At 49.0% G+C, this 23,022-nt stretch carries 21 protein-coding genes; 15 read left to right on the top strand and 6 right to left on the bottom strand.

Annotated features, from left to right (window positions below; genetic code table 11):
• Positions 1 to 128: 128 nt before the first annotated feature.
• From bglX to C2U41_RS13170, 5 genes are all read left to right on the top strand, one after another.
• Positions 129 to 2,426, top strand: a complete 2,298-nt coding sequence (gene bglX, locus C2U41_RS13190; protein ID WP_103848652.1) for a beta-glucosidase BglX — start codon at positions 129 to 131, stop codon at positions 2,424 to 2,426.
• Positions 2,427 to 2,621: 195 nt separating this feature from the next.
• A complete protein-coding gene (osmF, locus tag C2U41_RS13185) occupies positions 2,622 to 3,539 on the top strand; it encodes a glycine betaine ABC transporter substrate-binding protein OsmF (RefSeq protein WP_003840148.1) in 918 nt (305 codons plus the stop codon).
• 15 nt (positions 3,540 to 3,554) lie between these two features.
• Positions 3,555 to 4,721 carry an ABC transporter permease gene (locus C2U41_RS13180; RefSeq protein WP_032939153.1) on the top strand — a complete coding sequence of 389 codons (1,167 nt, stop codon included), beginning with the start codon at positions 3,555 to 3,557 and terminating at the stop codon, positions 4,719 to 4,721.
• The gene (locus C2U41_RS13175) at positions 4,714 to 5,661 is read left to right on the top strand and encodes an ABC transporter ATP-binding protein (protein WP_016150643.1); all 948 of its coding nucleotides are present in this window, start codon (positions 4,714 to 4,716) and stop codon (positions 5,659 to 5,661) included. The genes C2U41_RS13180 and C2U41_RS13175 overlap by 8 nt, the downstream gene beginning before the upstream one ends.
• Complete coding sequence (locus C2U41_RS13170) at positions 5,645 to 6,376, top strand: ABC transporter permease (protein ID WP_103848651.1); 732 nt, start codon at positions 5,645 to 5,647, stop codon at positions 6,374 to 6,376. The genes C2U41_RS13175 and C2U41_RS13170 overlap by 17 nt, the downstream gene beginning before the upstream one ends.
• Here the strand turns inward: C2U41_RS13170 and C2U41_RS13165 are convergent.
• Together C2U41_RS13165 and mlrA are read right to left on the bottom strand one after the other, a co-directional pair.
• Positions 6,357 to 6,464, bottom strand: a complete 108-nt coding sequence (locus tag C2U41_RS13165) for a protein YohO (protein ID WP_003027354.1) — start codon at positions 6,462 to 6,464, stop codon at positions 6,357 to 6,359. The two genes, C2U41_RS13170 and C2U41_RS13165, sit on opposite strands and share 20 nt — an antisense overlap.
• A gap of 51 nt (positions 6,465 to 6,515) precedes the next feature.
• Positions 6,516 to 7,247 carry an HTH-type transcriptional regulator MlrA gene (mlrA, locus tag C2U41_RS13160; protein WP_003027351.1) on the bottom strand — a complete coding sequence of 244 codons (732 nt, stop codon included), beginning with the start codon at positions 7,245 to 7,247 and terminating at the stop codon, positions 6,516 to 6,518.
• A 225-nt stretch (positions 7,248 to 7,472) separates the two neighbouring features.
• On the opposite strand from mlrA, the gene C2U41_RS13155 reads away from it, so the two are divergent.
• From C2U41_RS13155 to C2U41_RS13145, 3 genes are read left to right on the top strand one after another with little or no spacing between them, the layout of a single operon-like run.
• Entirely contained in the window at positions 7,473 to 9,158 is a 1,686-nt protein-coding gene (locus C2U41_RS13155; protein WP_003027348.1) for a sensor histidine kinase, read from the top strand.
• Positions 9,155 to 9,874 carry a two-component system response regulator BtsR gene (gene btsR / locus C2U41_RS13150; RefSeq protein WP_003840155.1) on the top strand — a complete coding sequence of 240 codons (720 nt, stop codon included), beginning with the start codon at positions 9,155 to 9,157 and terminating at the stop codon, positions 9,872 to 9,874. Before C2U41_RS13155 ends, btsR begins: the two co-directional genes overlap by 4 nt.
• Before the next feature lie 46 nt (positions 9,875 to 9,920).
• The gene (locus C2U41_RS13145; protein WP_003027346.1) at positions 9,921 to 10,391 is read left to right on the top strand and encodes a DUF1456 family protein; all 471 of its coding nucleotides are present in this window, start codon (positions 9,921 to 9,923) and stop codon (positions 10,389 to 10,391) included.
• A gap of 42 nt (positions 10,392 to 10,433) precedes the next feature.
• On the opposite strand, the gene C2U41_RS13140 is transcribed toward C2U41_RS13145, so the two are convergent.
• Positions 10,434 to 10,892 (bottom strand): YehR family lipoprotein, encoded by a 459-nt coding sequence (locus C2U41_RS13140; protein WP_003840158.1) that lies wholly within the window; start codon positions 10,890 to 10,892, stop codon positions 10,434 to 10,436.
• A gap of 206 nt (positions 10,893 to 11,098) precedes the next feature.
• Positions 11,099 to 13,132: a methionine--tRNA ligase gene (gene metG / locus C2U41_RS13135; protein ID WP_003844377.1), complete on the bottom strand. Its 2,034-nt coding sequence runs from the start codon at positions 13,130 to 13,132 to the stop codon at positions 11,099 to 11,101.
• 164 nt (positions 13,133 to 13,296) lie between these two features.
• On the opposite strand from metG, the gene apbC reads away from it, so the two are divergent.
• From apbC to C2U41_RS13110, 5 genes are all read left to right on the top strand, one after another.
• Complete coding sequence (apbC, locus tag C2U41_RS13130; protein WP_003027343.1) at positions 13,297 to 14,406, top strand: iron-sulfur cluster carrier protein ApbC; 1,110 nt, start codon at positions 13,297 to 13,299, stop codon at positions 14,404 to 14,406.
• Positions 14,407 to 14,671: 265 nt separating this feature from the next.
• The gene (locus C2U41_RS13125; protein ID WP_032936871.1) at positions 14,672 to 14,956 is read left to right on the top strand and encodes a DUF2574 family protein; all 285 of its coding nucleotides are present in this window, start codon (positions 14,672 to 14,674) and stop codon (positions 14,954 to 14,956) included.
• A 272-nt stretch (positions 14,957 to 15,228) separates the two neighbouring features.
• Positions 15,229 to 15,807: a fimbrial protein gene (locus tag C2U41_RS13120; RefSeq protein WP_032936683.1), complete on the top strand. Its 579-nt coding sequence runs from the start codon at positions 15,229 to 15,231 to the stop codon at positions 15,805 to 15,807.
• 63 nt (positions 15,808 to 15,870) lie between these two features.
• Complete coding sequence (locus C2U41_RS13115; RefSeq protein ID WP_048240680.1) at positions 15,871 to 16,554, top strand: fimbria/pilus periplasmic chaperone; 684 nt, start codon at positions 15,871 to 15,873, stop codon at positions 16,552 to 16,554.
• A 14-nt stretch (positions 16,555 to 16,568) separates the two neighbouring features.
• Entirely contained in the window at positions 16,569 to 19,055 is a 2,487-nt protein-coding gene (locus C2U41_RS13110) for a fimbrial biogenesis outer membrane usher protein (RefSeq protein ID WP_103848650.1), read from the top strand.
• 248 nt (positions 19,056 to 19,303) lie between these two features.
• Here C2U41_RS13110 and C2U41_RS13105 read toward each other — a convergent pair.
• A protein-coding gene (locus C2U41_RS13105) for an IS1-like element IS1B family transposase (RefSeq protein ID WP_095033700.1) occupies positions 19,304 to 20,001 on the bottom strand; the annotation gives its coding sequence in 2 pieces (ribosomal slippage) (positions 19,304 to 19,752 and positions 19,752 to 20,001; 699 coding nt in all).
• A gap of 59 nt (positions 20,002 to 20,060) precedes the next feature.
• Between C2U41_RS13105 and C2U41_RS13095 the strand changes: the two genes are divergently transcribed.
• Positions 20,061 to 20,810 carry a hypothetical protein gene (locus C2U41_RS13095; RefSeq protein ID WP_103848847.1) on the top strand — a complete coding sequence of 250 codons (750 nt, stop codon included), beginning with the start codon at positions 20,061 to 20,063 and terminating at the stop codon, positions 20,808 to 20,810.
• A gap of 53 nt (positions 20,811 to 20,863) precedes the next feature.
• Here C2U41_RS13095 and C2U41_RS13090 read toward each other — a convergent pair whose 3' ends face one another.
• Positions 20,864 to 21,196 carry an RcnB family protein gene (locus C2U41_RS13090; protein WP_016150637.1) on the bottom strand — a complete coding sequence of 111 codons (333 nt, stop codon included), beginning with the start codon at positions 21,194 to 21,196 and terminating at the stop codon, positions 20,864 to 20,866.
• Between the two features lie 398 nt (positions 21,197 to 21,594).
• Between C2U41_RS13090 and C2U41_RS13085 the strand changes: the two genes are divergently transcribed.
• Entirely contained in the window at positions 21,595 to 22,953 is a 1,359-nt protein-coding gene (locus C2U41_RS13085) for an integrase (RefSeq protein WP_088903276.1), read from the top strand.
• The last annotated feature ends 69 nt before the right edge of the window (positions 22,954 to 23,022 follow it).

Below are 23,022 nucleotides of genomic sequence, written 5' to 3'. Positions count from 1 at the left end.
TGCGCTGGTTTTGAAAATTAGGAGAATAACCTTAGCTTTCTTTATCGCTCCCGTTTAGTCTTACGGCAAACTGCGGTTTTTGTTATATTTTCGCTGCCTCGTCGGGAAAAAATAAAGAGAGAATCAACATGAAATGGCTATGTTCTGTAGGTGTCGCGGTGAGTCTGGCGTTGCAACCAGCGCAGGCGGACACGCTGTTTGGTAACCATCCTCTGACGCCAGAAGCGCGGGATGCATTCGTTACCGATTTACTTAAACAGATGACCGTGGATGAGAAAATTGGGCAACTACGCTTGATAAGCGTCGGGCCTGATAACCCGAAAGAAGCCATCCGCGAGATGATCAAAGACGGGCAGGTTGGGGCAATTTTTAACACCGTCACGCGCCAGGATATCCGCAAAATGCAGGATCAGGTGATGGAACTCAGCCGCCTGAAAATTCCTCTCTTTTTTGCCTACGACGTATTGCACGGCCAACGTACCGTGTTCCCGATAAGTCTCGGCCTGGCGTCCTCTTTTAATCTCGATGCGGTCAGAACCGTTGGCCGTATTTCCGCGTATGAAGCTGCCGATGATGGTCTGAATATGACCTGGGCGCCGATGGTCGATGTCTCTCGCGATCCGCGTTGGGGCCGTGCTTCAGAAGGTTTTGGTGAAGACACGTATTTAACGGCTACGATGGGGAAAACCATGGTTGAAGCGATGCAGGGTAAAAGCCCGGCGGATCGCTATTCGGTGATGACCAGCGTCAAGCACTTCGCCGCTTATGGCGCGGTTGAAGGTGGCAAGGAATATAACACCGTCGATATGAGCCCACAGCGTCTGTTCAACGACTATATGCCGCCGTATAAAGCCGGGCTGGACGCTGGTAGCGGTGCGGTAATGGTAGGACTTAATTCGCTAAACGGTACGCCTGCAACCTCAGCTGCATGGCTGCTCAAAGACGTGCTGCGTGATGAATGGGGCTTTAAGGGTATTACCGTTTCCGATCACGGCGCGATTAAGGAGCTGATTAAGCACGGTACTGCCTCCGATCCTGAAGATGCGGTGCGTGTGGCGATCAAGTCCGGCATCAATATGAGTATGAGCGATGAGTATTACAGCAAATATCTTCCGGGCTTGATTAAATCCGGCAAAGTGACAATGGCGGAGCTGGATGACGCCGCGCGCCACGTGCTGAACGTGAAATATGATATGGGGCTGTTTAACGACCCGTACAGTCATCTGGGGGCCAAAGAATCTGACCCACAGGACACCAACGCGGAAAGCCGTTTGCACCGTAAAGAGGCGCGTGAAGTAGCGCGAGAAAGCCTGGTGCTGCTGAAAAACCGTCTGGAAACGTTGCCGCTGAAAAAATCCGCCACCGTGGCAGTCGTCGGTCCGTTGGCCGACAGCAAGCGTGATGTGATGGGCAGTTGGTCCGCTGCCGGTGTTGCCGATCAGTCGGTAACGGTACTGACGGGGATTAAAAATGCCGTCGGCGATCAGGGCAAAGTGCTGTACGCCAAAGGGGCGAATATCACCAACGACAAAGGCATTGTCGATTTCCTCAATCTATATGAAGAGGCGGTGAAGGTTGACCCGCGCTCGCCTCAGGCGATGATCGATGAAGCCGTGAACGCAGCGAAGCAGTCTGACGTGGTGGTTGCGGTAGTCGGCGAAGCGCAGGGTATGGCGCATGAAGCTTCCAGCCGCACCGATATCACTATTCCACAGAGTCAGCGTGACCTGATTGCCGCGCTGAAAGCCACCGGTAAACCTCTGGTTCTGGTACTGATGAACGGACGTCCGCTGGCGTTGGTTAAAGAAGATCAACAGGCCGATGCGATCCTCGAAACCTGGTTTGCCGGGACGGAAGGTGGTAACGCCATCGCCGATGTGCTGTTTGGTGATTACAACCCTTCAGGCAAGCTGCCGATGTCTTTCCCGCGCTCTGTCGGACAGATCCCGGTCTATTACAGCCATCTCAATACCGGTCGCCCGTATAATGCGGACAAGCCGAACAAGTACACGTCGCGCTACTTTGATGAAGCGAATGGTCCGTTGTATCCCTTTGGTTATGGCCTGAGCTACACCACGTTCACGGTTTCTGATGTGAAGCTCTCTTCTCCAACGATGAAGCGTGACGGGACCGTGACGGCCAGCGTGCAGGTGACCAACACCGGCAAGCGCGAAGGTGCGACGGTGATTCAGATGTACTTGCAGGACGTGACCGCTTCCATGAGTCGTCCGGTAAAACAGCTGAAAGGTTTTGAGAAAGTGAATCTTAAGCCGGGTGAAACCCAGACCGTCAGCTTCCCGATTGACATTGACGCGCTGAAGTTCTGGAATCAGCGTATGCAATACGATGCAGAACCGGGCAAGTTTAACGTTTTCATCGGCGTGGATTCCGCCAGAGTGAAGCAGGGCGAATTTGAACTGCTGTAATTGATTAGCGAGTAAAGGCCGGGTTTCCGGCCTTTATCTTTAGACGTACGCGCCGCGTCTGCTTCTTATTTCTCATCACGTTATTGCTAACGAATCCCTCTCTTACTCCCCAATTGCCAGGTTAAGCCCTGATTTTTCGACTATGCTTTTTCCTCAAGTCTCTGAAAAGGGCTGCAAAAGGATGAGGAGTACAGCATGATAATCTCAAAAGTATCGGTGGGGTCGCTGGCGCTGTTAGCTGCGATAAGCCTACCCTTACAGGCCGCGTCACCCGTCACGGTCGGTTCAAAAATAGATACCGAAGGGGCGCTGCTCGGCAACATTATTTTGCAGGTGCTCGAAAGCCATGGCGTGAAAACCGTCAATAAAATACAGCTTGGTACCACCCCAGTGGTTCGTGGGGCAATCACCTCCGGTGAGCTGGATATTTATCCGGAATATACCGGTAATGGCGCATTCTTTTTTAAAGATGAAAATGATCCCGCGTGGAAAAATGCGCAGGCTGGATTCGACAAAGTGAAAAAGCTGGATGCGGAGCAAAATAAGCTGGTCTGGCTAACCCCTGCACCCGCCAACAACACCTGGACCATTGCAGTACGCCAGGATGTCGCGCAAAAGAACAAACTTGAGTCCCTTGCTGATTTAGGCCGTTACCTGAAGGACGGAGGAACGTTCAAACTTGCCGCCTCTGCGGAATTCATCGAACGGGCTGACGCGCTGCCAGCGTTTGAAAAAGCCTATGATTTCAAACTGAATCAAAATCAGCTGTTGTCGCTGGCTGGGGGGGATACCGCGGTGACGATTAAAGCGGCGGCGCAGCAGACTTCTGGAGTCAATGCGGCGATGGCTTATGGCACTGATGGCCCAGTTGCGGCGCTCGGTCTGCAAACTTTAAGCGATCCAAAAGGTGTCCAGCCCATTTATGCGCCAGCACCCGTCGTACGTGAATCTGTGCTGAAAGACTATCCGCAAATGGGAGAGTGGCTACAGCCGGTTTTTGCCAGTCTGGATGAAAAAACGTTGCAGCAGCTGAATGCCAGTATTGCCGTGGAGGGGCTGGATGCGAAAAAAGTCGCAGCAGATTACCTGAAGCAAAAAGGATGGGTGAAGTAACGGCGTTTGCAGCGGGTGGGTGTTTTGTCGAATATTTCAGTCAATCGGGTGCTGTTGTTGCTGGTGCTTCTTACTTTCGCGGCGGCAGCGCTACCTTTCATTAGCTATGCCCCTAATCGTCTGGTGTCCGGCGAAGGTCGTCAACTCTGGGATATCAGCTCCGACACGGCATGGGGATTGGCGGTGGCCTGTTTGCTGCTGTGTCTTCTGAGCGTTGTACCGGGAAGGTCCGGCAATATATTGGCGCTTATCGTTTGCCAACTGTTGGTGATCGCCGCGCTGGTAACCGCAGGTACAACGGCAACGTATCTGGCGAAGACGGGGAGTCCGCTGGCCAGAACCAGTCTGGGCAGTGGATTCTGGTTGGGCGTGGGGCTGATACTGCTGGCCGCCAGTGACGCTATTCGTCGCATCACCGCTCAGGCACTGTGGCGTTGGGCGCTGCATGCTCAAATATTCATTGTGCCGCTGGTGCTTTTGTTCTCCGGCACGTTTAACGATCTTTCTCTGCTTAAAGAATATGCCAACCGCCAGGATGTCTTCAACGACGCGCTGGCGCAACATTTGACGATTCTGTTCGCTACCGTGATGCCCGCGCTGCTTATTGGTGTGCCACTGGGCATCTGGTGTGCTTTCTCTGTCGCCCGTCAGGGGCCGGTATTTGCACTACTAAATATCATCCAGACCATTCCCTCCGTCGCGCTGTTTGGCCTGTTAATTGCGCCGCTTGCCGGGTTGGTGAAGCACTTTCCTTTATTGGGCAAGTTCGGTGTCGCGGGAACCGGTATGACGCCTGCGCTTATTGCGTTGGTGCTGTATGCGTTGTTACCGCTGGTACGTGGCGTTGTGGCTGGGTTGAATCAGGTACCGCGGGATGTACTGGAAAGCGCTCGAGCGATGGGAATGAACACTTTCCAGCGATTTGTCTCGGTGCAGTTCCCGCTGGCATTGCCGGTCTTCTTACGCAGTTTACGGGTAGTGATGGTGCAAACCGTGGGAATGGCGGTGATTGCTGCGCTGATTGGAGCAGGGGGATTTGGCGCGCTGGTCTTTCAGGGATTGCTCAGTAGCGCCGTCGATTTAGTGCTGTTGGGCGTGATCCCAGTCGTTGTGCTGGCAGTGTTGATTGATGCGCTGTTTGATTTAGGTCTCGCGCTGCTAAAGGTATCGAATAATGATTGAATTTCGCCACGTCAGTAAAACCTATGGTCAGCAAAAAGCCGTTGATGACCTTAACCTGCATTTAGGGGAGGGCAGCTTTTCGGTGTTAATCGGCACGTCAGGTTCGGGGAAGTCCACCACGCTAAAGATGATCAATCGGCTGGTTGAACACGACAGCGGGCAGATCCGCTTTGCCGGAGAAGAAATTCGTAGCCTGCCGGTGCTGGAGCTACGACGGCGCATGGGGTACGCGATTCAGTCTATTGGCTTGTTTCCCCACTGGACCGTCGCGCAGAACATCGCCACCGTACCGCAACTGCAAAAGTGGTCGCGCTCACGTATTGATGACCGAACAGATGAACTGATGGCGCTGCTGGGTCTTGAGGAAAGTTTGCGCCACCGTTATCCGCATCAGCTTTCCGGCGGACAGCAGCAGCGGGTCGGGGTTGCGCGTGCGCTTGCGGCAGATCCGCAGGTGCTATTGATGGATGAGCCTTTTGGCGCGCTGGACCCGGTCACCCGCGGTGCGCTGCAGCAGGAGATGACGCGTATTCACCGTCTGCTCGGGCGTACCATTGTGCTGGTGACGCATGATATCGACGAGGCGCTAAGGCTGGCGGAGCATCTGGTGCTGATGGATGCAGGAAAGGTCGTGCAGCAAGGCACGCCGCTGTCGATGCTCACTGCGCCAGCGAATGATTTCGTACAAACCTTTTTTGGCCGCAGTGAACTGGGCGTACGTCTGTTGTCGCTGCGTACGGTAGGCGATTTTATCCGTCGAGGAGAACACTCAGACGGCGAGCCGCTGGTGGATGAGATGACGCTTCGTGATGCGTTATCGGTGTTCGTGGCGCGCGGTTGCGACGTTTTACCGGTCGTGACGCTGCAGGGGTTACCCTGCGGAACGCTCCATTTTCGCGATTTGCTTTCGGAGATGCCGACCCGTGAAACGTCTTGCTGATCCACTGCTGTGGCTTGTTACGTTGTTTCTGATCCTGTTGGTTGGATTGCCTCACAGTCAGACCCTGTTTAGTTCGCTGTTTCCTGAGTTGCCACGTCCCGTGTATCAGCAGGAAAGTTTTACGGCGCTGGCTTTGAGCCATTTTACACTGGTGGGGATCTCAAGCCTTATCGCCGTATTGATTGGCGTTGGGGCGGGAATTGCGGTAACCCGGCCCTGGGGCGCGGAATTCAGGCCGGTAGTGGAAACGATTGCCGCCGTGGGGCAGACCTTTCCGCCAGTTGCAGTGTTGGCGATCGCCGTACCAGTGATGGGGTTTGGTCCTGAACCGGCAATTATTGCGCTGATCCTGTATGGGGTATTACCGATCTTGCAGGCAACCCTGGCGGGACTCGGCGGTATTTCTCCCAGCGTGATTGAGGTAGCCAGCGGAATGGGCATGAGTCAGGGGCAGCGGCTGCGTAAAGTAGAGTTACCGCTGGCCGCCCCGGTTATTCTGGCCGGGATTCGCACGTCGGTGATTATTAATATAGGCACCGCAACCATCGCCTCAACCGTTGGAGCGAACACGCTGGGTACGCCGATTATTATCGGGCTGAGTGGGTTCAATACCGCCTATGTGATTCAGGGGGCGCTGTTGGTCGCGCTGGCAGCGGTAATTGTTGACCGCGGTTTTGAGAAATTAGCGAGACATCTTACCCGGCACGTAAAATAAAGGTATAACCTGCCAGCATGACACCGCCGATACCGCCGATGGCCATCAGCAGGAAGAGGGTAATGACACCGATTTTAGCTGCGCTCATTATGCACTCCTTATGTGAATCCAAGGATTGTACACGTTTGTTAATAGAATATTAAATACCGAGTGGATAAATATCGTGACCCAACGCGCGCCATTCATTCAGCTGTTGTTGCTGAGCGGGCGTTTGGTTCTCGCCGCACCAGACAAGCAAGGTGCGACCTTCAAACAGCTCCGGTCGCAGTTGGTTCAGCGAATGAGCAAGGACGTCGATGCGCCACCCCTGCTGGCTGGCGACCCAACCTTCCAGCCATAAGCGGGTCGTATCCTGAATGTTCCAGCCAACCACCAGAGCATCTTTGCCCTGTTTCTTGCGTGCTGAGGCAAGACAAATCGCGATGTAGTTGATCAGTACGCCGTCGAGGATCCCCAGTAACGCCTGGAGGATCGGCTGCTGACATTGCAGACGTCGGCGTAACGGAATGAATAAATGGGTGTTGAGCGTTTGTGCGGGATAATCCTGACCACGCTCTTTGATCCACAGTCTGAGGCTATGCAGATTATTACTTTGCAAATAGCTCAACAGCGTCTCTTGTTGTTCACGCCAACCGTTATGCACATCAATGCTCTCATTGCTGAGCAACATTTTAACCTTGCTGACCTGGACACCGTTGTTGATCCAGCGTTTTATCTCACGGATCCTGTCGATATCCGCGTCGTTAAACAGGCGATGTCCGCCGTCTGTCCGTTGCGGTTTCAGTAATCCGTAACGCCTCTGCCACGCGCGTAAAGTGACAGGGTTGATATCACAAAGCAAAGCCACTTCACCTATTGTGTAAAGCGCCATCGTCGTCTCACTTATGCTTGCGAGGTCCCAGTTTTACTTTAGACGCTCTTTTGCGAACCAGGTAGTTTTGCCTGTTTTTTGATCAATAAATGGGTGAGTTTGTAGTCATGCTCGCGCTTTCGAGTGATCGTTCTCACAAATTCCTTTTTTTTTGCAACACTTCAAAGAAAGTTACGCGCAGCCCATGTATGTTACGCGCTTTTAAGAGATGTGTGGTTGGCGGGTATGTACGAGTTTAATCTGGTGTTGCTGCTGCTTCAGCAGATGTGCGTGTTTCTCGTTATCGCGTGGCTCATGAGCAAAACGCGTTTGTTTATTCCGCTGATGCAGGTGACTATCCGGCTGCCGCACAAACTGCTTTGCTACGTTACCTTTTCCATTTTCTGCATTTTGGGCACCTATTTCGGGCTGCACATTGATGACTCCATTGCGAATACTCGCGCTATTGGTGCGGTAATGGGCGGGCTGCTTGGCGGCCCTGTGGTTGGCGGCTTAGTCGGTCTGACCGGTGGTTTACATCGTTATTCAATGGGCGGCATGACGGCGCTTAGCTGCATGATCTCGACCATTGTGGAAGGGTTGCTCGGCGGACTGGTGCACAGCGTGCTCACCCGTCGTGGTCGTACCGATAAAGTATTCAGCCCGCTGACGGCGGGCGCCATTACCTTTGTTGCTGAACTGGTGCAGATGTTGATCATCTTATTGATCGCCAGGCCGTTTGATGATGCCTATCGACTGGTCAGCAATATTGCCGCGCCTATGATGGTGACCAATACTGTCGGCGCCGCCTTATTTATGCGTATTTTGCTCGATAAACGGGCGATGTTTGAAAAATATACCTCCGCTTTTTCCGCCACCGCGCTCAAAGTTGCCGCTTCAACGGAAGGGATTTTGCGCCAGGGGTTCAACGAGGTTAACAGCATGAAGGTTGCTCAGGTGCTGTATGAAGAGCTGGATATCGGTGCGGTGGCGATTACCGATCGTGAGAAACTGCTGGCATTTACCGGTATTGGTGACGACCATCATCTGCCGGGCAAACCTATCTCTTCCTCGTACACCCAGCGGGCGATTGAAACCGGAGAGGTGGTTTATGCCGACGGCAATGAAGTCCCTTATCGCTGCTCTTTGCATCCGCAATGCAAATTAGGTTCGACGCTGGTGATCCCTCTGCGGGGTGAAAACCAGCGGGTGATGGGGACCATCAAACTGTATGAAGCCAAAAACCGTCTCTTTAGCTCAATCAACCGCACGCTGGGGGAAGGGATCGCCCAACTGCTTTCGGCGCAGATTCTGGCTGGACAGTATGAGCGGCAAAAAGCGATGCTCACGCAGTCGGAAATAAAACTCCTGCACGCCCAGGTCAATCCCCATTTTCTGTTTAATGCGCTCAACACCATCAAAGCTGTGATCCGACGTGATAGCGAGCAGGCCAGCCAACTGGTGCAGTATCTGTCGACGTTCTTTCGTAAAAATTTAAAACGCCCGTCGGAAATTGTGACGCTGGCCGATGAAATTGAACACGTTAATGCTTATCTGCAAATTGAAAAGGCACGGTTCCAATCGCGTCTTCAGGTGACCTTGACGGTGCCAGAAGAACTTTCGCATCAGCAATTACCCGCTTTTACTCTGCAACCCATCGTGGAGAATGCTATCAAACACGGTACTTCTCAGTTATTAGATACCGGTGAAGTATCGATTACCGCCCGTCGAGAAGGGCAATATCTGATGCTGGATATCGAAGACAATGCCGGGCTGTATCAGCCAACATCAGAAGCCAGTGGACTGGGTATGAATCTGGTCGATAAACGACTGCGCGAGCGGTTTGGCGATGATTTTGGCATCAGCGTAGCGTGTGAACCTGACCGCTTTACCCGAATCACTTTACGACTTCCTCTGGAGGAACTGGCATGATCAAAGTGCTAATTGTCGATGACGAACCGTTAGCCCGGGAGAATCTGCGGATCCTGTTGCAGGAGCAAAGCGACATCGAGATTGTCGGCGAATGTTCGAATGCGGTGGAAGCCATTGGCGCGGTACATAAATTGCGTCCGGATGTTCTGTTCCTTGATATTCAGATGCCGCGAATCAGCGGCCTGGAAATGGTTGGCATGCTTGATCCCGAGCATCGTCCGTACATTGTTTTTCTGACCGCCTTTGATGAGTATGCGGTGAAAGCCTTTGAAGAACATGCGTTTGATTATCTGCTCAAACCGATCGAAGAAGCTCGACTGGAAAAAACGCTGATCCGTTTGCGTCAGGAGCGCACGAAGCAGGATGTATCACTCCTGCCAGAAAATCAGCAGGCGCTGAAGTTTATTCCGTGCAGCGGCCACAGCCGAATTTATTTGCTGCAAATGGATGACGTGGCGTTTATCAGCAGCCGTATGAGTGGCGTATATGTGACCAGCAGTGATGGTAAAGAAGGCTTCACTGAGCTGACGCTCAGGACGCTGGAGAGCCGTACTCCTCTGCTGCGTTGTCATAGACAATATCTGGTAAATATGGCGCAATTGCAGGAGATCCGTCTGGAAGACAACGGCCAGGCGGAACTGATTTTGCGTAACGGGCTGACCGTTCCGGTGAGTCGTCGTTATCTTAAAAGTCTAAAAGAGGCGATTGGACTGTAAAACTGATACACTGCGCGCCATTGCATCACCGACTGTTGAAGGCTCTATGCTAAGTAACGATATTCTTCGTAGCCTGCGCTACACCCTGAAAGCGAACAATAACGACATGGTGCGTATTCTTGCGCTTGCTGACATGGAATCCATCTCCGCAAATTTCGATACCTGGACGACAAAAGAAGATGAAGACGGGTTTGTTCGCTGCCCGGATATCATTCTCTCCGGTTTTTTAAACGGTCTGATTTATCATCTGCGTGGTAAAGATGATTCTGCACCGGAACTGGCGCTTGAGCGTCGTGTTAACAATAATACGGTGCTGAAAAAACTGCGTATCGCTTTTTCACTGAAAACCGATGATATTCTGGCAATTATGACCGAGCAGAAATTCCGTGTGTCGATGCCGGAAATTACCGCCATGATGCGCGCGCCGGACCATAAGAATTATCGCGAATGCGGCGATCAGTTCCTGCGTTATTTTCTGCGTGGTTTAACGTCGCGAGAGCATAAAAAGAAAGCGTAAAGCAGCGCTGGCGACCACGATCAAAATCGGGTCGCCGATGCTTTACTTCACTTCTTTAAAACCCGCCGATTCCATTACCGTTTGCATTTGCTTCATGCTGATGTTTTTATCGGCGTTTTCAGATAGTTTCATCCCTGAAATGGCCTGCAACGCTTTTATATCAACTTTTTCCATATCGATAGTGACATTTTCTTGCGCGTAGGTATCTGAATAGGTGAGTTTTTCTTCTATACCAGTAATGTTTTGATATTTGGCGCTTAATGCGTCGAATACTTTTGCTGCTTCTTCTTTATTGCTGGCACCGACTGACGCATAGCTGATTTTACTTTCAGAGATTTGCTTCAGGACCTTATCACCTTTATAGGTGTAAGAGACAGTGATATCCGAACCGTTGAGGTTGGCATTAAATGTTTTTGTCTCTACTTTATCACCGCATCCTGCCAGGGAAAAAAACACAACCGATACCACGGCGAGAGTGAAAAATTTATGTAACGCTTTCATGTAAAACTCCATTTCATGAATATCGGATGTTAAACAATAACCTCCACGAATCTGGTAAGCCCGGACTATCTTGATCCCAGTGCAGTATAGAATAAATCTAATATTAACAACTGAGCAGTCCGAAAATGGATTAAGGGTTAAGATTAGAGGAAGCACTCACGTAGCAAAAAAAAAGCGCTGCGGTTGCAGCGCTTGAGATACTTGACTTACTTCACCTGTTGGCCTGGTTTTGCACCTTCATCCGGGCTTAACAGGAAGATATCTTTCCCGCCAGGACCTGCGGCCATTACCATCCCTTCAGAAATGCCGAAGCGCATCTTACGAGGAGCCAGGTTAGCAACCATAATGGTCTGGCGGCCAATCAGGGTTTGTGGATCCGGATACGCAGAACGAATACCAGAGAAGACGTTTCGTTTCTCACCACCGAGATCCAGCGTCAGACGCAGCAGTTTGTCGGAACCTTCCACGAATTCGGCGTTTTCAATCAACGCTACGCGCAGGTCAACTTTGGCGAAATCGTCAAAGGTGATGGTTTCCTGAATCGGGTCATCCGCCAGCGGACCGGTTACTGGTGCGGCAGCGGCTTTCACTTCTTCTTTCGACGCTTCCACCAGCGCTTCAACTTGTTTCATGTCGATGCGATTGTACAGCGCTTTAAAGGTGTTGACCTTGTGACCGAGCAGTGGCTGCTCAATGGCATCCCAGCTCAGTTCGCAGTTAAGGAACGCTTCCACACGTTCAGCAAGCGTTGGCAGAACCGGCTTCAGGTAGGTCATCAGCACACGGAACAGGTTAATGCCCATGGAGCAAATTGCCTGCAGGTCGGCATCGCGGCCTTCCTGTTTAGCCACAACCCACGGTGCTTGTTCGTCAACGTAGCGGTTTGCCACGTCGGCCAGCGCCATGATTTCACGAATAGCTTTACCAAATTCACGGCTTTCCCATGCTTCGCCGATCACTGCTGCGGCGTCGGTGAAGGTTTTATACAGCGCCGGGTCGGCCAGCTCAGTCGCCAGAATGCCGTCAAAACGCTTAGCAATAAAGCCTGCATTACGGGATGCCAGGTTGACTACTTTGTTGACGATATCGGCATTAACGCGCTGGACAAAGTCCTCCAGGTTCAGGTCGATGTCATCAATACGTGAAGATAGTTTCGCCGTGTAGTAATAGCGCAGACTGTCGGCATCGAAGTGCTTCAGCCAGGTGCTTGCCTTAATGAAGGTGCCACGAGATTTAGACATCTTCGCGCCGTTCACCGTCACATAACCGTGGACAAACAGGTTGGTCGGCTTACGGAAGTTACTGCCTTCCAGCATGGCAGGCCAGAACAGGCTGTGGAAGTAAACGATATCCTTACCGATGAAGTGATACAGCTCGGCGTCGGAATCTTTCTTCCAGTATTCATCAAAGCTGGTGGTGTCACCGCGCTTATCGCACAGGTTTTTGAATGAACCCATATAGCCAATTGGCGCGTCCAGCCAGACGTAGAAGTATTTGCCAGGCGCATTCGGGATTTCAAAACCGAAGTACGGGGAATCGCGGGAAATATCCCACTGTTGCAGGCCGGATTCGAACCATTCCTGCATTTTGTTGGCGACCTGCTCCTGTAACGCGCCGCTGCGCGTCCACGCCTGCAGCATTTCGCTGAATGACGGCAGATCAAAGAAGAAGTGTTCGGAGTCACGCATCACCGGCGTCGCGCCAGACACAACGGATTTCGGCTCGATAAGTTCGGTCGGGCTGTAGGTTGCGCCGCAGACTTCACAGTTATCGCCGTACTGATCCGGAGACTTACATTTCGGGCAGGTGCCTTTAACAAAACGATCCGGCAGGAACATGCCTTTTTCCGGATCGTAAAGCTGGGAGATTGTACGGTTCTTAATAAAACCGTTTTCCTTCAGGCGCGTGTAAATCAGCTCAGACAGCTCACGGTTCTCTTCGCTGTGCGTCGAGTGGTAGTTGTCATAGCTGATGTCAAAACCTGCAAAATCAGTCTGATGCTCCTGACTCATTTCACCGATCATCTGCTCTGGCGTGATCCCAAGCTGCTGTGCTTTCAGCATGATTGGCGTACCGTGTGCGTCGTCCGCGCAGATGAAGTTAACCTGGTGGCCGCGCATTCGCTGGTAACGGACCCAGACATCAGCCTGGATGTGCTCCAGCATATGGCCGAGGTGGATTGAGCCGTTGGCGTACGGCAGCGCGCACGTTACCAGAATTTTCTTCGCGACTTGAGTCATAGTGGGCAATTACTTCTTTTGTAGTGAAAAGGGCTTTGATAGTACCAAAATGGTAATTACTGCGCCAAGCGATAAGGGCATTTATCCGTAAATGAATAATTGTTGCGGTTGGAGTAAACTACCTGGTGACTATTGTATATTCAGAACAACAAAAAGGAGTCGGGATGAACGCACAATCCCAGGCCAAATCACCAGAGACCCTGCGCGCCATGGTTGCCGGGACGCTGGCGAATTTTCAGCATTCAACCCTGAAGCATAATCTGACGACGCTTAAAGCGTTGCACCACGTCGCCTGGATGGATGACACGTTGCACGTTGAGCTGGTCATGCCGTTCGTTTGGCATAGCGCGTTTGAGGACTTAAAAGAGCAATGTAGCGCCGATCTGCTGCGTATTACCGGCGCGAAAGCGATCGACTGGAAACTGTCGCATAACATCGCGACGCTGAAACGCGTGAAAAATCAGCCAGGTATTAATGGTGTGAAAAACATCATCGCCGTCAGTTCAGGTAAAGGTGGCGTGGGTAAATCCTCTACCGCCGTGAACCTGGCGCTGGCGCTGGCTGCAGAAGGGGCGAAGGTGGGGATTCTGGACGCCGATATTTATGGTCCGTCTATCCCGACAATGCTTGGCGCGGAAAACCAGCGTCCAACCTCGCCAGATGGTACCCACATGGCGCCGATCATGTCTCATGGTCTGGCAACGAACTCCATTGGTTATCTGGTCACTGACGATAACGCGATGGTGTGGCGCGGACCGATGGCCAGTAAAGCGCTGTTGCAGATGTTGCAGGAAACCTTATGGCCGGATCTTGATTATCTGGTACTGGATATGCCGCCGGGCACTGGTGACATCCAGTTGACGCTGGCGCAGAACATTCCGGTAACGGGCGCGGTTGTTGTCACTACGCCGCAGGATATCGCGCTGATCGATGCGAAAAAAGGCATTGTGATGTTCGAAAAAGTCGAAGTGCCGGTATTGGGTATTGTTGAGAATATGAGTATGCATATTTGCAGCAACTGTGGTCACCATGAGCCAATCTTTGGCACCGGTGGCGCGCAGAAACTGGCCGAGCAGTACCACACCCAACTGCTGGGACAAATGCCGCTGCATATTTCTCTGCGTGAAGACCTCGATCGCGGTACGCCGACGGTTATCAGCCGTCCAGACAGCGAATTTACCGCCATTTACCGCGACCTTGCAGGGCGTGTGGCGGCACAGCTGTATTGGCAGGGAGAAGTTATTCCGGGCGAGATTGCTTTCCGCGCGGTGTAATTTATAGCGTTACAGATATTCACCGCATTAATGTATTATTGATGCGGTGAATATATTAAATTTAAAAATATTACGATATTGTTCATTCTGTGTTTATAATTCATACCTTTTTCCGAATAAATCATCTCAATGCATCATTGTAATTGATCAAATCTATCTCATTAATCTACAATTTCAATTGGATCAAACAGGGTAGTTAACCCATAATTCACAGTGCAGGCAGTTTGTATGCTGTTTTCCACCCATTACAGGAATAATGAACACAATGAAGAAAAGTTTATTCTTGGGAGTTATTACTCTGGCTTATGGAATGAGTTTGCAGGCTTTGGCTTCTGATACAATCGATGGAAAGCTAACAATCATCGGGCATATTGTTGAGTCCACATGCCATATCGATATGACAGGTGGCGAGCCTCAAAATGATTGCCAGTCAGATGCGGCTCGATTGACGGCTGGAAACGACAAACCAAACTACCAAGGGGTCAATACGAAACGTGTGATGTTACCGGGTGATACGACACGGCAAATAGTGCTCAATACCTACGATTAATGACCTCAGAATGAATCTTGTCAAACGGCAGTTTTACCCAGCGTAATACTGCCGCTTCTTTAATTTTTCCTTCTATTACATTTGCTTTCCGTTATTTATTATTATCGTCAATTACTTAAATATGTATTATCTAATTCTTGAATAATGCTTAGTGAAATTTGCTTTAAATCAAATAAAACATCATTTCACATTGCGGTAAAATTATTCTCGTGACATTTTGATTTCGAAGTTGTTAAAAGGATGTGTTTATTAAAATTAATAAGGAATGACCTATGAAAAGATCCATTATTTTTTCGGCAATGTTACCATTTTTATCTGTCGGAATGGCGCATGCTGCGGATATCACTGATGAGGGACAGTTAATCATTCAAGCGACTGTAGAAGGGTCTTCTTGTCATTTTAATTCCAATGGTGGTGACTCGGCAATTATTGACATGGGTACAATTTCAACTTCTGATGTGTATAAAATTGGTATCGGAGCTATTAGCAATACAAAAGTTTGGAATACCGATGCAGATTCAATTGAAATTATTTGTCCGTCTACGGTAGAGTTAAAAAATATTACCTTTTCACCAACTAAATTCTCGGAACATCCGGGACTATTACAGGATGATGGGGACGATACTACCGGCGTAGGGTTCGCTGTTGATTTTTATAACACCACCACGAGTTTCGTTAATATCAACGAGAAACACCAGGTTGTGGATGTTAGCGGGTTGAAAGGTGAGTCCATTGGAAATGAAGGTGTCAAGTACACCTTAAAATTTGATGCCCGATGGGCACGACTGGCTCAGGTTGTTAACGCTGGCGATGTAAAATCTACGATAAAATTTACTGTTGAAACTGATTAATTCTAAATGGCTATATTGTCGGGATGACTCGACAATATAGCGCTATCAATAAGGTAGTGTATTATGAAACGGATTTTACTTTCAGGCCTGATAGCATTGACGCTCCCGGCACACGCTGATATCGTGATTTATGGCACCCGTGTTATATATCCGGCAGAGAAAAAAGAGATTATCGTTCAGTTGATGAATGAGAGTACCAGGGCATCACTGGTACAATCCTGGATTGATGATGGCGATACTACATTACCTCCGGAAAAAATAGATGTACCATTTTTGCTGACTCCGCCAGTTATCCGTGTTAAAGGTAATTCAGGGCAGCAAATAAAAATCAAAAAAATTGCCAATAACTTACCAAGTGATAAAGAAAGTCTTTTTTATTTTAATGTGCTGGATATACCCCCAAATACAAATAATCAAGATGGGAAGAATACGCTAAAATTTGCCATGCAGAACAGATTGAAATTGCTGTACCGACCTAAGAGCGTCGAGTCAGTCACACAAAATAGTATTAAAAAGTTAAGTTTTTCTCGCAGCAACGGTGGGCTAAATTTAAATAATGCTACTGCGAATTGGATTACCATTCCCAAGATTGAAGCGAACAGAAATCAGCTAAATGGTAAAACTATTTTATTACCACCGTTATCCAGTCAACTGCTCCAACTGAGAAATAATGGTAGCAATCAGTATGTTGTGACCATTATTGATGATCGCGGTAATTATGTTAGCGATACGCTCAGAGTTAAATAATATGAGGTGTGGCCATGTTAAGGATAACTCCACTTGCTTCCACGATATTTTTTCTGTTGTTCTCGGGTCAGCTATTTGCTGAAGAAGAAACATTTGATACCCATTTTATGATGGGGGGATTAAAGGGTGAAAAGGTCAGTGATTTTAGATTTGATGGTGAAAAACCGATTTCTGGAACCTATGATCTAGATATCTATCTTAACAACCAATGGCGTGGAAAATATGAGTTGAATGTCAAAGATGAACCTGATGACACGTGTTTGACATGGGATCTCATTCATCGTTTTGGGATTAAGTCTGAAGGGATTAAAGTCGATAAAGAAGCACAATGTGTGCCTTTAAAAACTGCACTTAAAGGGGGAACTTCGACTTTTGATGTGAGCCGATTTCGCCTTGATCTCAATGTCCCGCAGGCTTTTGTCAATGAACTTGAATACGGTTACGTCGAGCCTGAAAACTGGGACCGGGGGATTAATGCGCTGTATACTTCCTATTATGTGAGCCAATACTATAGCGATTATAAAGACTCCGGTAAGAGTAAAAATACTTTTGCTCGTTTTAATAGCGGGTTGAATTTATTTGGTTGGCAACTACATTCTGATGCCAGTTACAATAAGACTGATGATAGTAATGGTGAGTGGAAGAGTAATACGCTTTATCTGGAGCGCGGCATCCCGGAAATATTGGGCACATTGCGCGCGGGTGATATGTACACATCATCAGATATTTTTGATACCGTTCGGTTTTGCGGGGTGCGCTTGTATCGCGATATGCAGATGCTGCCGAACTCAAAACAGAATTTTACGCCGTTAGTTCAAGGGATTGCACAAAGTAATGCCCTTGTCACTATTGAACAAAATGGTTTTGTTGTCTATCAAAAAGAGGTACCGCCGGGCCCCTTCTCGATTGCCGATTTGCAGTTAGCAGGCGGCGGGTCGGACCTCGACGTTAGCGTGAAAGAAGCGGATGGTACCGTTACGACCTATCTGGTTCCTTATTCGTCTGTACCTAATATGTTACAGCCTGGCGTGTCTAAGTATGATTTTGTCGCGGGTCGCAGCCATATTGAAGGCGCCAGCAACCAAAGTGATTTCGTTCAGGCCAGTTATCAGTATGGCTTTAATAATCTATTAACGCTGTATGGCGGTACAATGCTGGGGGATAACTATAATGCTTTTACGCTGGGAACTGGCTGGAATACGCGCATTGGTGCTGTTTCTTTTGACGCCACGCAGTCACATAGTAAACAGGATAATGGTGACATTTTTGATGGCCAGAGTTACCAGGTTGCGTGGAATAAATATCTTACGCAGACAGGGACGCGATTTAGTTTAGCGGCATACCGATATTCTTCTCGTGACTATCGTACATTTAACGATCACGTATGGGCGAATAACAAAAACAGTTATCATCGTGATGAAAATGATGTCTACGATATTGCTGATTATTATCAGTATGATTTCGGTCGTAAAAACAGTTTTACAGCCAACATCAATCAGTCGCTTCCTGAGGGGGGGGGAGCCGTATCGCTAAGCACATTATGGCGTGACTACTGGGGACGTAGCGGTAGTAATAAAGATTATCAACTGAGCTACACCAATAGTTGGCAACGGATTAGCTATACGCTTTCTGCTAGCCAAACCTACGATGAAGATCATAATGAAGATAAACGTTTCAACATCTTTATCTCCATACCCTTTAACTGGGGAGATGGCATATCCACGCCACGGCGACAGGTATATCTCTCGAACTCGACCACATTTGATGATGATGGTTTCGCATCAAATAATACCGGTATCAGTGGGATTGCAGGCGATCGCGATCAATTTAACTATGGTTTAAACCTGAGCCATCAGCGACAAGACAGCGAAACCAGCGCTGGGGCAAACGTTACGTGGCGTGCTCCTGTTGCAACGGTTAACGGTAGTTATAGTCAATCTACAAAATATAAACAAAGCAGTGGCAGCATCTCCGGTGGGGTTGTGGCGTGGGCTGGTGGTATAAACCTGGCAAACCACCTTTCTGAGACTTTCGCCATCATAAATGCCCCCGGACTTGAAGGTGCTTATATCAATGGGCAGAAATATCGGGAGACCAACAGTAAAGGTACGGTGGTATATGATGGGATGAGTGCGTACCGTGAGAATATGCTGACACTGGATGTCTCTAATACCAATAGTGAAACAGAATTACAGGGTAACCGTAAAAGTGTTGCGCCATATCGTGGGGCAGTGGTCAAAGCGCAATTTGATACCGACCAGCGTAAGCCCTGGTATTTTAAAGCACTGCGACCGGATGGTTCCCCATTAACCTTTGGTTATGAAGTGGAAAGCGAACAGGGCGAAAATATTGGTCTGGTTGGGCAAGGCAGTATGTTGTTTATTCGTACTAATGACGTACCTGCAAAAATAAAAGTTGCCATTGATAAACAACAAGGACGTTACTGCACAATCTCCTTCAATCAGGAAATTGATGTCAGTAAGACATACTCATGTCAATAAAAGGATAATGATGATGAGATGGATACTGTTAACGGTATTAACATTATGCTCTTTTTGGGCACAGGCTGATAAATGTGATTTTGTTCCTCCGCCAAATATTACGGGAGCATATTCTTTCACCCCAGATTCGATGTCCGGTGTACTTGATGGTAGCGTTTTTGCTTCTGGCCAGGATGGCACTGTTGTACTGGACTGTAAGTCACAGGAGAGGGCATGGTTGAAGGCCGCAATGGGGTAATGACTCCAACTTATTGATAGTGTTTTATGTTCAGATAATGCCCGATGACTTTGTCATGCAGCTCCACCGATTTTGAGAACGACAGCGACTTCCGTCCCAGCCGTGCCAGGTGCTGCCTCAGATTCAGGTTATGCCGCTCAATTCGCTGCGTATATCGCTTGCTGATTACGTGCAGCTTTCCCTTCAGGCGGGATTCATACAGCGGCCAGCCATCCGTCATCCATATCACCACGTCAAAGGGTGACAGCAGGCTCATAAGACGCCCCAGCGTCGCCATAGTGCGTTCACCGAATACGTGCGCAACAACCGTCTTCCGGAGCCTGTCATACGCGTAAAACAGCCAGCGCTGGCGCGATTTAGCCCCGACGTATCCCCACTGTTCGTCCATTTCCGCGCAGACGATGACGTCACTGCCCGGCTGTATGCGCGAGGTTACCGACTGCGGCCTGAGTTTTTTAAATGGCGGAAAATCGTGTTGAGGCCAACGCCCATAATGCGGGCGGTTGCCCGGCATCCAACGCCATTCATGGCCATATCAATGATTTTCTGGTGCGTACCGGGTTGAGAAGCGGTGTAAGTGAACTGCAGTTGCCATGTTTTACGGCAGTGAGAGCAGAGATAGCGCTGATGTCCGGCGGTGCTTTTGCCGTTACGCACCACCCCGTCAGTAGCTGAACAGGAGGGACAGCTGATAGAAACAGAAGCCACTGGAGCACCTCAAAAACACCATCATACACTAAATCAGTAAGTTGGCAGCATCACCCGCAATGGCCATCTTGCATAGCAGTGAATATGCTTTTAAGGTAGGCAGTCAATATTATATTGTTTCCTTTTCAGTGAGTTATCAAGCAAAGGATATTGTTGCAAATAAAGCAAAGTATACATTGTCAGATTTTTTTGACATGGCGGGTTTAGTACTGAACTATTCAATTGTTGCGGCCCCAGACCGCGGGGCCGCAACGATCATCGCCCCTGGTGCGACTATCCCTCTCGTTACTGAGTTGAGCCTTGAATACTGTCAGGGAAATAAGGATAACTGTAGTTCAAAAAAATTAAATTATAATTTAAATGTTACGATTATGGTCGATATCACAACCTGCTATTTTGGTAATCAGGAAATTGATCTGGGGAGGATAAATATTAATGATCTTGATAAGAAAGAATTTGAGCTTCACCCGGTAATATTCACCTGTCAGGCAAGTGGGGCCGGGAATCTGAAGTTTACGCCTGTTAATCTATTATTTTATTTTGAACCGATGAGTCCGTTGGCGGAGGATTCGATAACCCTGACCAACGATTATGGTACTGCGGCGAATAGCGCAGGGTCGGTAGGATTTCAGTTATCAATGGACGGTTCAACCAGTATTGGCTATGGCAGAAGTAACCTGTATCGTTCTGACACTGTGAAAGGGAATACAGTACCAATCAATATTTACGCCCGCACCAGAACGTATGCAGGGAAAGTCACTGCGGGAGAAACAATGAGTCGGGTAAAGGTCGTTATTGACTATAATTAAAAAGTAAGCAAAGCAGGAAATTCACGCACCCAACTATACTGGGTGCGTTTATTTTACCGGTGATAAAAAATCTCGCCATCGTAAGCTTTAATGATCTTAGCATCGGCATCATTGACCAGCACATACGCGCCGCCCATGTAGGTCCAGTGGGTGCCTGCCGTCGGCGCGGGCAGATTGCGTAGATTCCACTGTTTAATGGTGTATTCTTCGGTGAGATACAGTGGTGGGACCTTGTCACCGGGTTTGAAATGGGTGAAGTCAGCAATAAAGCTGCTCAGTTCATATTTATCGATACCGGTGGGGGCAGCTGTTGCGGTTGGCGCGGCCCAGACGACGCTGCTTGCAAGCAGAAGTGCACCCAGCAACATTTTATTCTTCATACCCATCCTCTCTACCTCTTCGGGTCATCAAAATCAGTCATGTATCATTCCTGGCATACCGGATGTCTGACAAGCACTATTTTGTGATCACTCCAGTCATTTCGTAAAAAGTGTAAATGAAAGTACAGAATTGCAGCAACCTTGACCAGTAGTTTCACTGTGGGGGCGGGTAGTACGCCAATTTACATCGCTAAGCACAGGCAGTATCCTGTTACTGAAACCAGCATATTACGTTTGTGTTTCAACGACTCGGGGTGCCCTTCCTGGTGAAGGCTGAGAAATACCCGTACCACCTGATCTGGATAATGCCAGCGTAGTCCTGGCGATTATCCAAGATAAGAATCAAAGACTTATCTGCGATTTTCGAACCGTTTTGTTTAGCCGATCACATTGAGGCTCACGAAATGGGACACAAAACCATACGTCACACCATCACTCGCAACGGGATTTATTACGCTCGCTTTCGCCTGCCGGGTAATAGATATTTTCGCAAGTCTCTGGAGACTGACAGCTACGCCCAGGCTCATTTGCTGATGTCTTTTGCTTTTCCTGTAATTCCGCTGGTTCAACGTGGAAGCATCAACCCGGGCTTGTTTGCGGATCGCCTGTCTGAATTCAGTTGCCATCTAAAGCAACAGAACGAAAACTGGTTAATGCAGCAATTTCTTAATGACAACTTCAGTAAACACCAACCGCTGGCTGTACAGGAATATCGAGAGGTGGTCGCCTCAACCATCGTTACAATGCGAGAAGAGCAGGCCGAACCAAAAGAAGTGTTAACGCTGGCTGGCGCGTGGAATATGTACAAAAAGGAGAAGGCTAAGAACTGGACGAAGGCAATTTCACAGGCCAATGAGCGCTTTATGGAAGTCATGTTGATTGTCCTCGGTGCATCAACAGACGTAACGACGATAACCAAGCAGGACATCAAGCAAGTGATGGAAGTTGTTGAAAACTTGCCAAAGCGTGTTGTACAGCCTTATCGGACGATGACTGTTCAGCAATTGATCGAATGTGATGATGTGCCGCCTGAAGATTTGGTTGGAGCTGAGTCTATCCACAAACATTTGAAAATTTATAAATCGCTGTTCAAAACCTTCCTCACTGACAACAAAGATATTCTGGAAAAGTCTCCGACTGATGGAGTGGTGGCTGCGCCGTCCAAAGCGAGATTTGGCGCATACAGTGCAACAGAAATGAGAAAGTTTGTGGGTTGGGCGCTCAAGCAGCCTGACGGCTGGGAGAAGTGGGTCACCTTGTTGTTGGCATACACCGGAGCCAGAAGGGGAGAGATCGCCAAACTGGAGAAATCGCAGATCAAGTATGACGAGGACAGTCAGCGGCATTATCTCCTGATAGCAGAAGGTGGACAGGGGAAAACCGAGAATGCAACGCGACAAGTTGCGATCCACCCCAAACTGATCGAGTGGGGTTTCCTCGATTTCGTTAATCGTCAGTGGAAAGAGAAAATATTCTCGCCAGTGTCTGGTAAGAACATGCCGAAGATCGGCAAAGTGTTAGCTGACGTTCGCGACCAGCTTGGTATTCCATACCTTGATGATTACGGACAGCGCCGCTTGGTGCATAGTTTCAGGCACACAATGATCTCAGCTTGTTTAGCTGGCTGGGTTGGTAACCTGGCGCACTTGCAACAAGTGGTAGGACATGAGAAAAGCGGTTCAGGGATTACCAGACGCTATTTGCACACTTTTCCTTTACGTTCAGTTTGTTACGTGATTGATGGTTTGGACTGGTTAAATTGAGGTGATATTCGTAATAGGGTTGAATAAATAGAGAAAATCATGTTGTTACCTCATTGACTGGAGATATAA

It is taken from the genome of Citrobacter freundii complex sp. CFNIH4 (assembly GCF_002934505.1).
Taxonomy (GTDB): domain Bacteria; phylum Pseudomonadota; class Gammaproteobacteria; order Enterobacterales; family Enterobacteriaceae; genus Citrobacter; species Citrobacter freundii.
This window is presented reverse-complemented; position numbering and strand designations above follow the sequence as displayed.

Coding starts and splice junctions, on each gene's coding strand:
- bglX (WP_103848652.1), top strand. CDS start 129: ATGAAATGGCTATGTTCTGTAGGTGTCGCGGTGAGTCTGGCGTTGCAA.
- C2U41_RS13090 (WP_016150637.1), bottom strand. CDS start 21,196: ATGGGTATGAAGAATAAAATGTTGCTGGGTGCACTTCTGCTTGCAAGC.
- metG (WP_003844377.1), bottom strand. CDS start 13,132: ATGACTCAAGTCGCGAAGAAAATTCTGGTAACGTGCGCGCTGCCGTAC.
- btsR (WP_003840155.1), top strand. CDS start 9,155: ATGATCAAAGTGCTAATTGTCGATGACGAACCGTTAGCCCGGGAGAAT.
- apbC (WP_003027343.1), top strand. CDS start 13,297: ATGAACGCACAATCCCAGGCCAAATCACCAGAGACCCTGCGCGCCATG.
- C2U41_RS13165 (WP_003027354.1), bottom strand. CDS start 6,464: ATGAGCGCAGCTAAAATCGGTGTCATTACCCTCTTCCTGCTGATGGCC.
- C2U41_RS13110 (WP_103848650.1), top strand. CDS start 16,569: ATGTTAAGGATAACTCCACTTGCTTCCACGATATTTTTTCTGTTGTTC.
- C2U41_RS13145 (WP_003027346.1), top strand. CDS start 9,921: ATGCTAAGTAACGATATTCTTCGTAGCCTGCGCTACACCCTGAAAGCG.
- C2U41_RS13175 (WP_016150643.1), top strand. CDS start 4,714: ATGATTGAATTTCGCCACGTCAGTAAAACCTATGGTCAGCAAAAAGCC.
- osmF (WP_003840148.1), top strand. CDS start 2,622: ATGATAATCTCAAAAGTATCGGTGGGGTCGCTGGCGCTGTTAGCTGCG.
- C2U41_RS13085 (WP_088903276.1), top strand. CDS start 21,595: ATGGGACACAAAACCATACGTCACACCATCACTCGCAACGGGATTTAT.
- C2U41_RS13115 (WP_048240680.1), top strand. CDS start 15,871: ATGAAACGGATTTTACTTTCAGGCCTGATAGCATTGACGCTCCCGGCA.
- C2U41_RS13120 (WP_032936683.1), top strand. CDS start 15,229: ATGAAAAGATCCATTATTTTTTCGGCAATGTTACCATTTTTATCTGTC.
- C2U41_RS13140 (WP_003840158.1), bottom strand. CDS start 10,892: ATGAAAGCGTTACATAAATTTTTCACTCTCGCCGTGGTATCGGTTGTG.
- mlrA (WP_003027351.1), bottom strand. CDS start 7,247: ATGGCGCTTTACACAATAGGTGAAGTGGCTTTGCTTTGTGATATCAAC.
- C2U41_RS13095 (WP_103848847.1), top strand. CDS start 20,061: ATGGCCATCTTGCATAGCAGTGAATATGCTTTTAAGGTAGGCAGTCAA.
- C2U41_RS13155 (WP_003027348.1), top strand. CDS start 7,473: ATGTACGAGTTTAATCTGGTGTTGCTGCTGCTTCAGCAGATGTGCGTG.
- C2U41_RS13125 (WP_032936871.1), top strand. CDS start 14,672: ATGAAGAAAAGTTTATTCTTGGGAGTTATTACTCTGGCTTATGGAATG.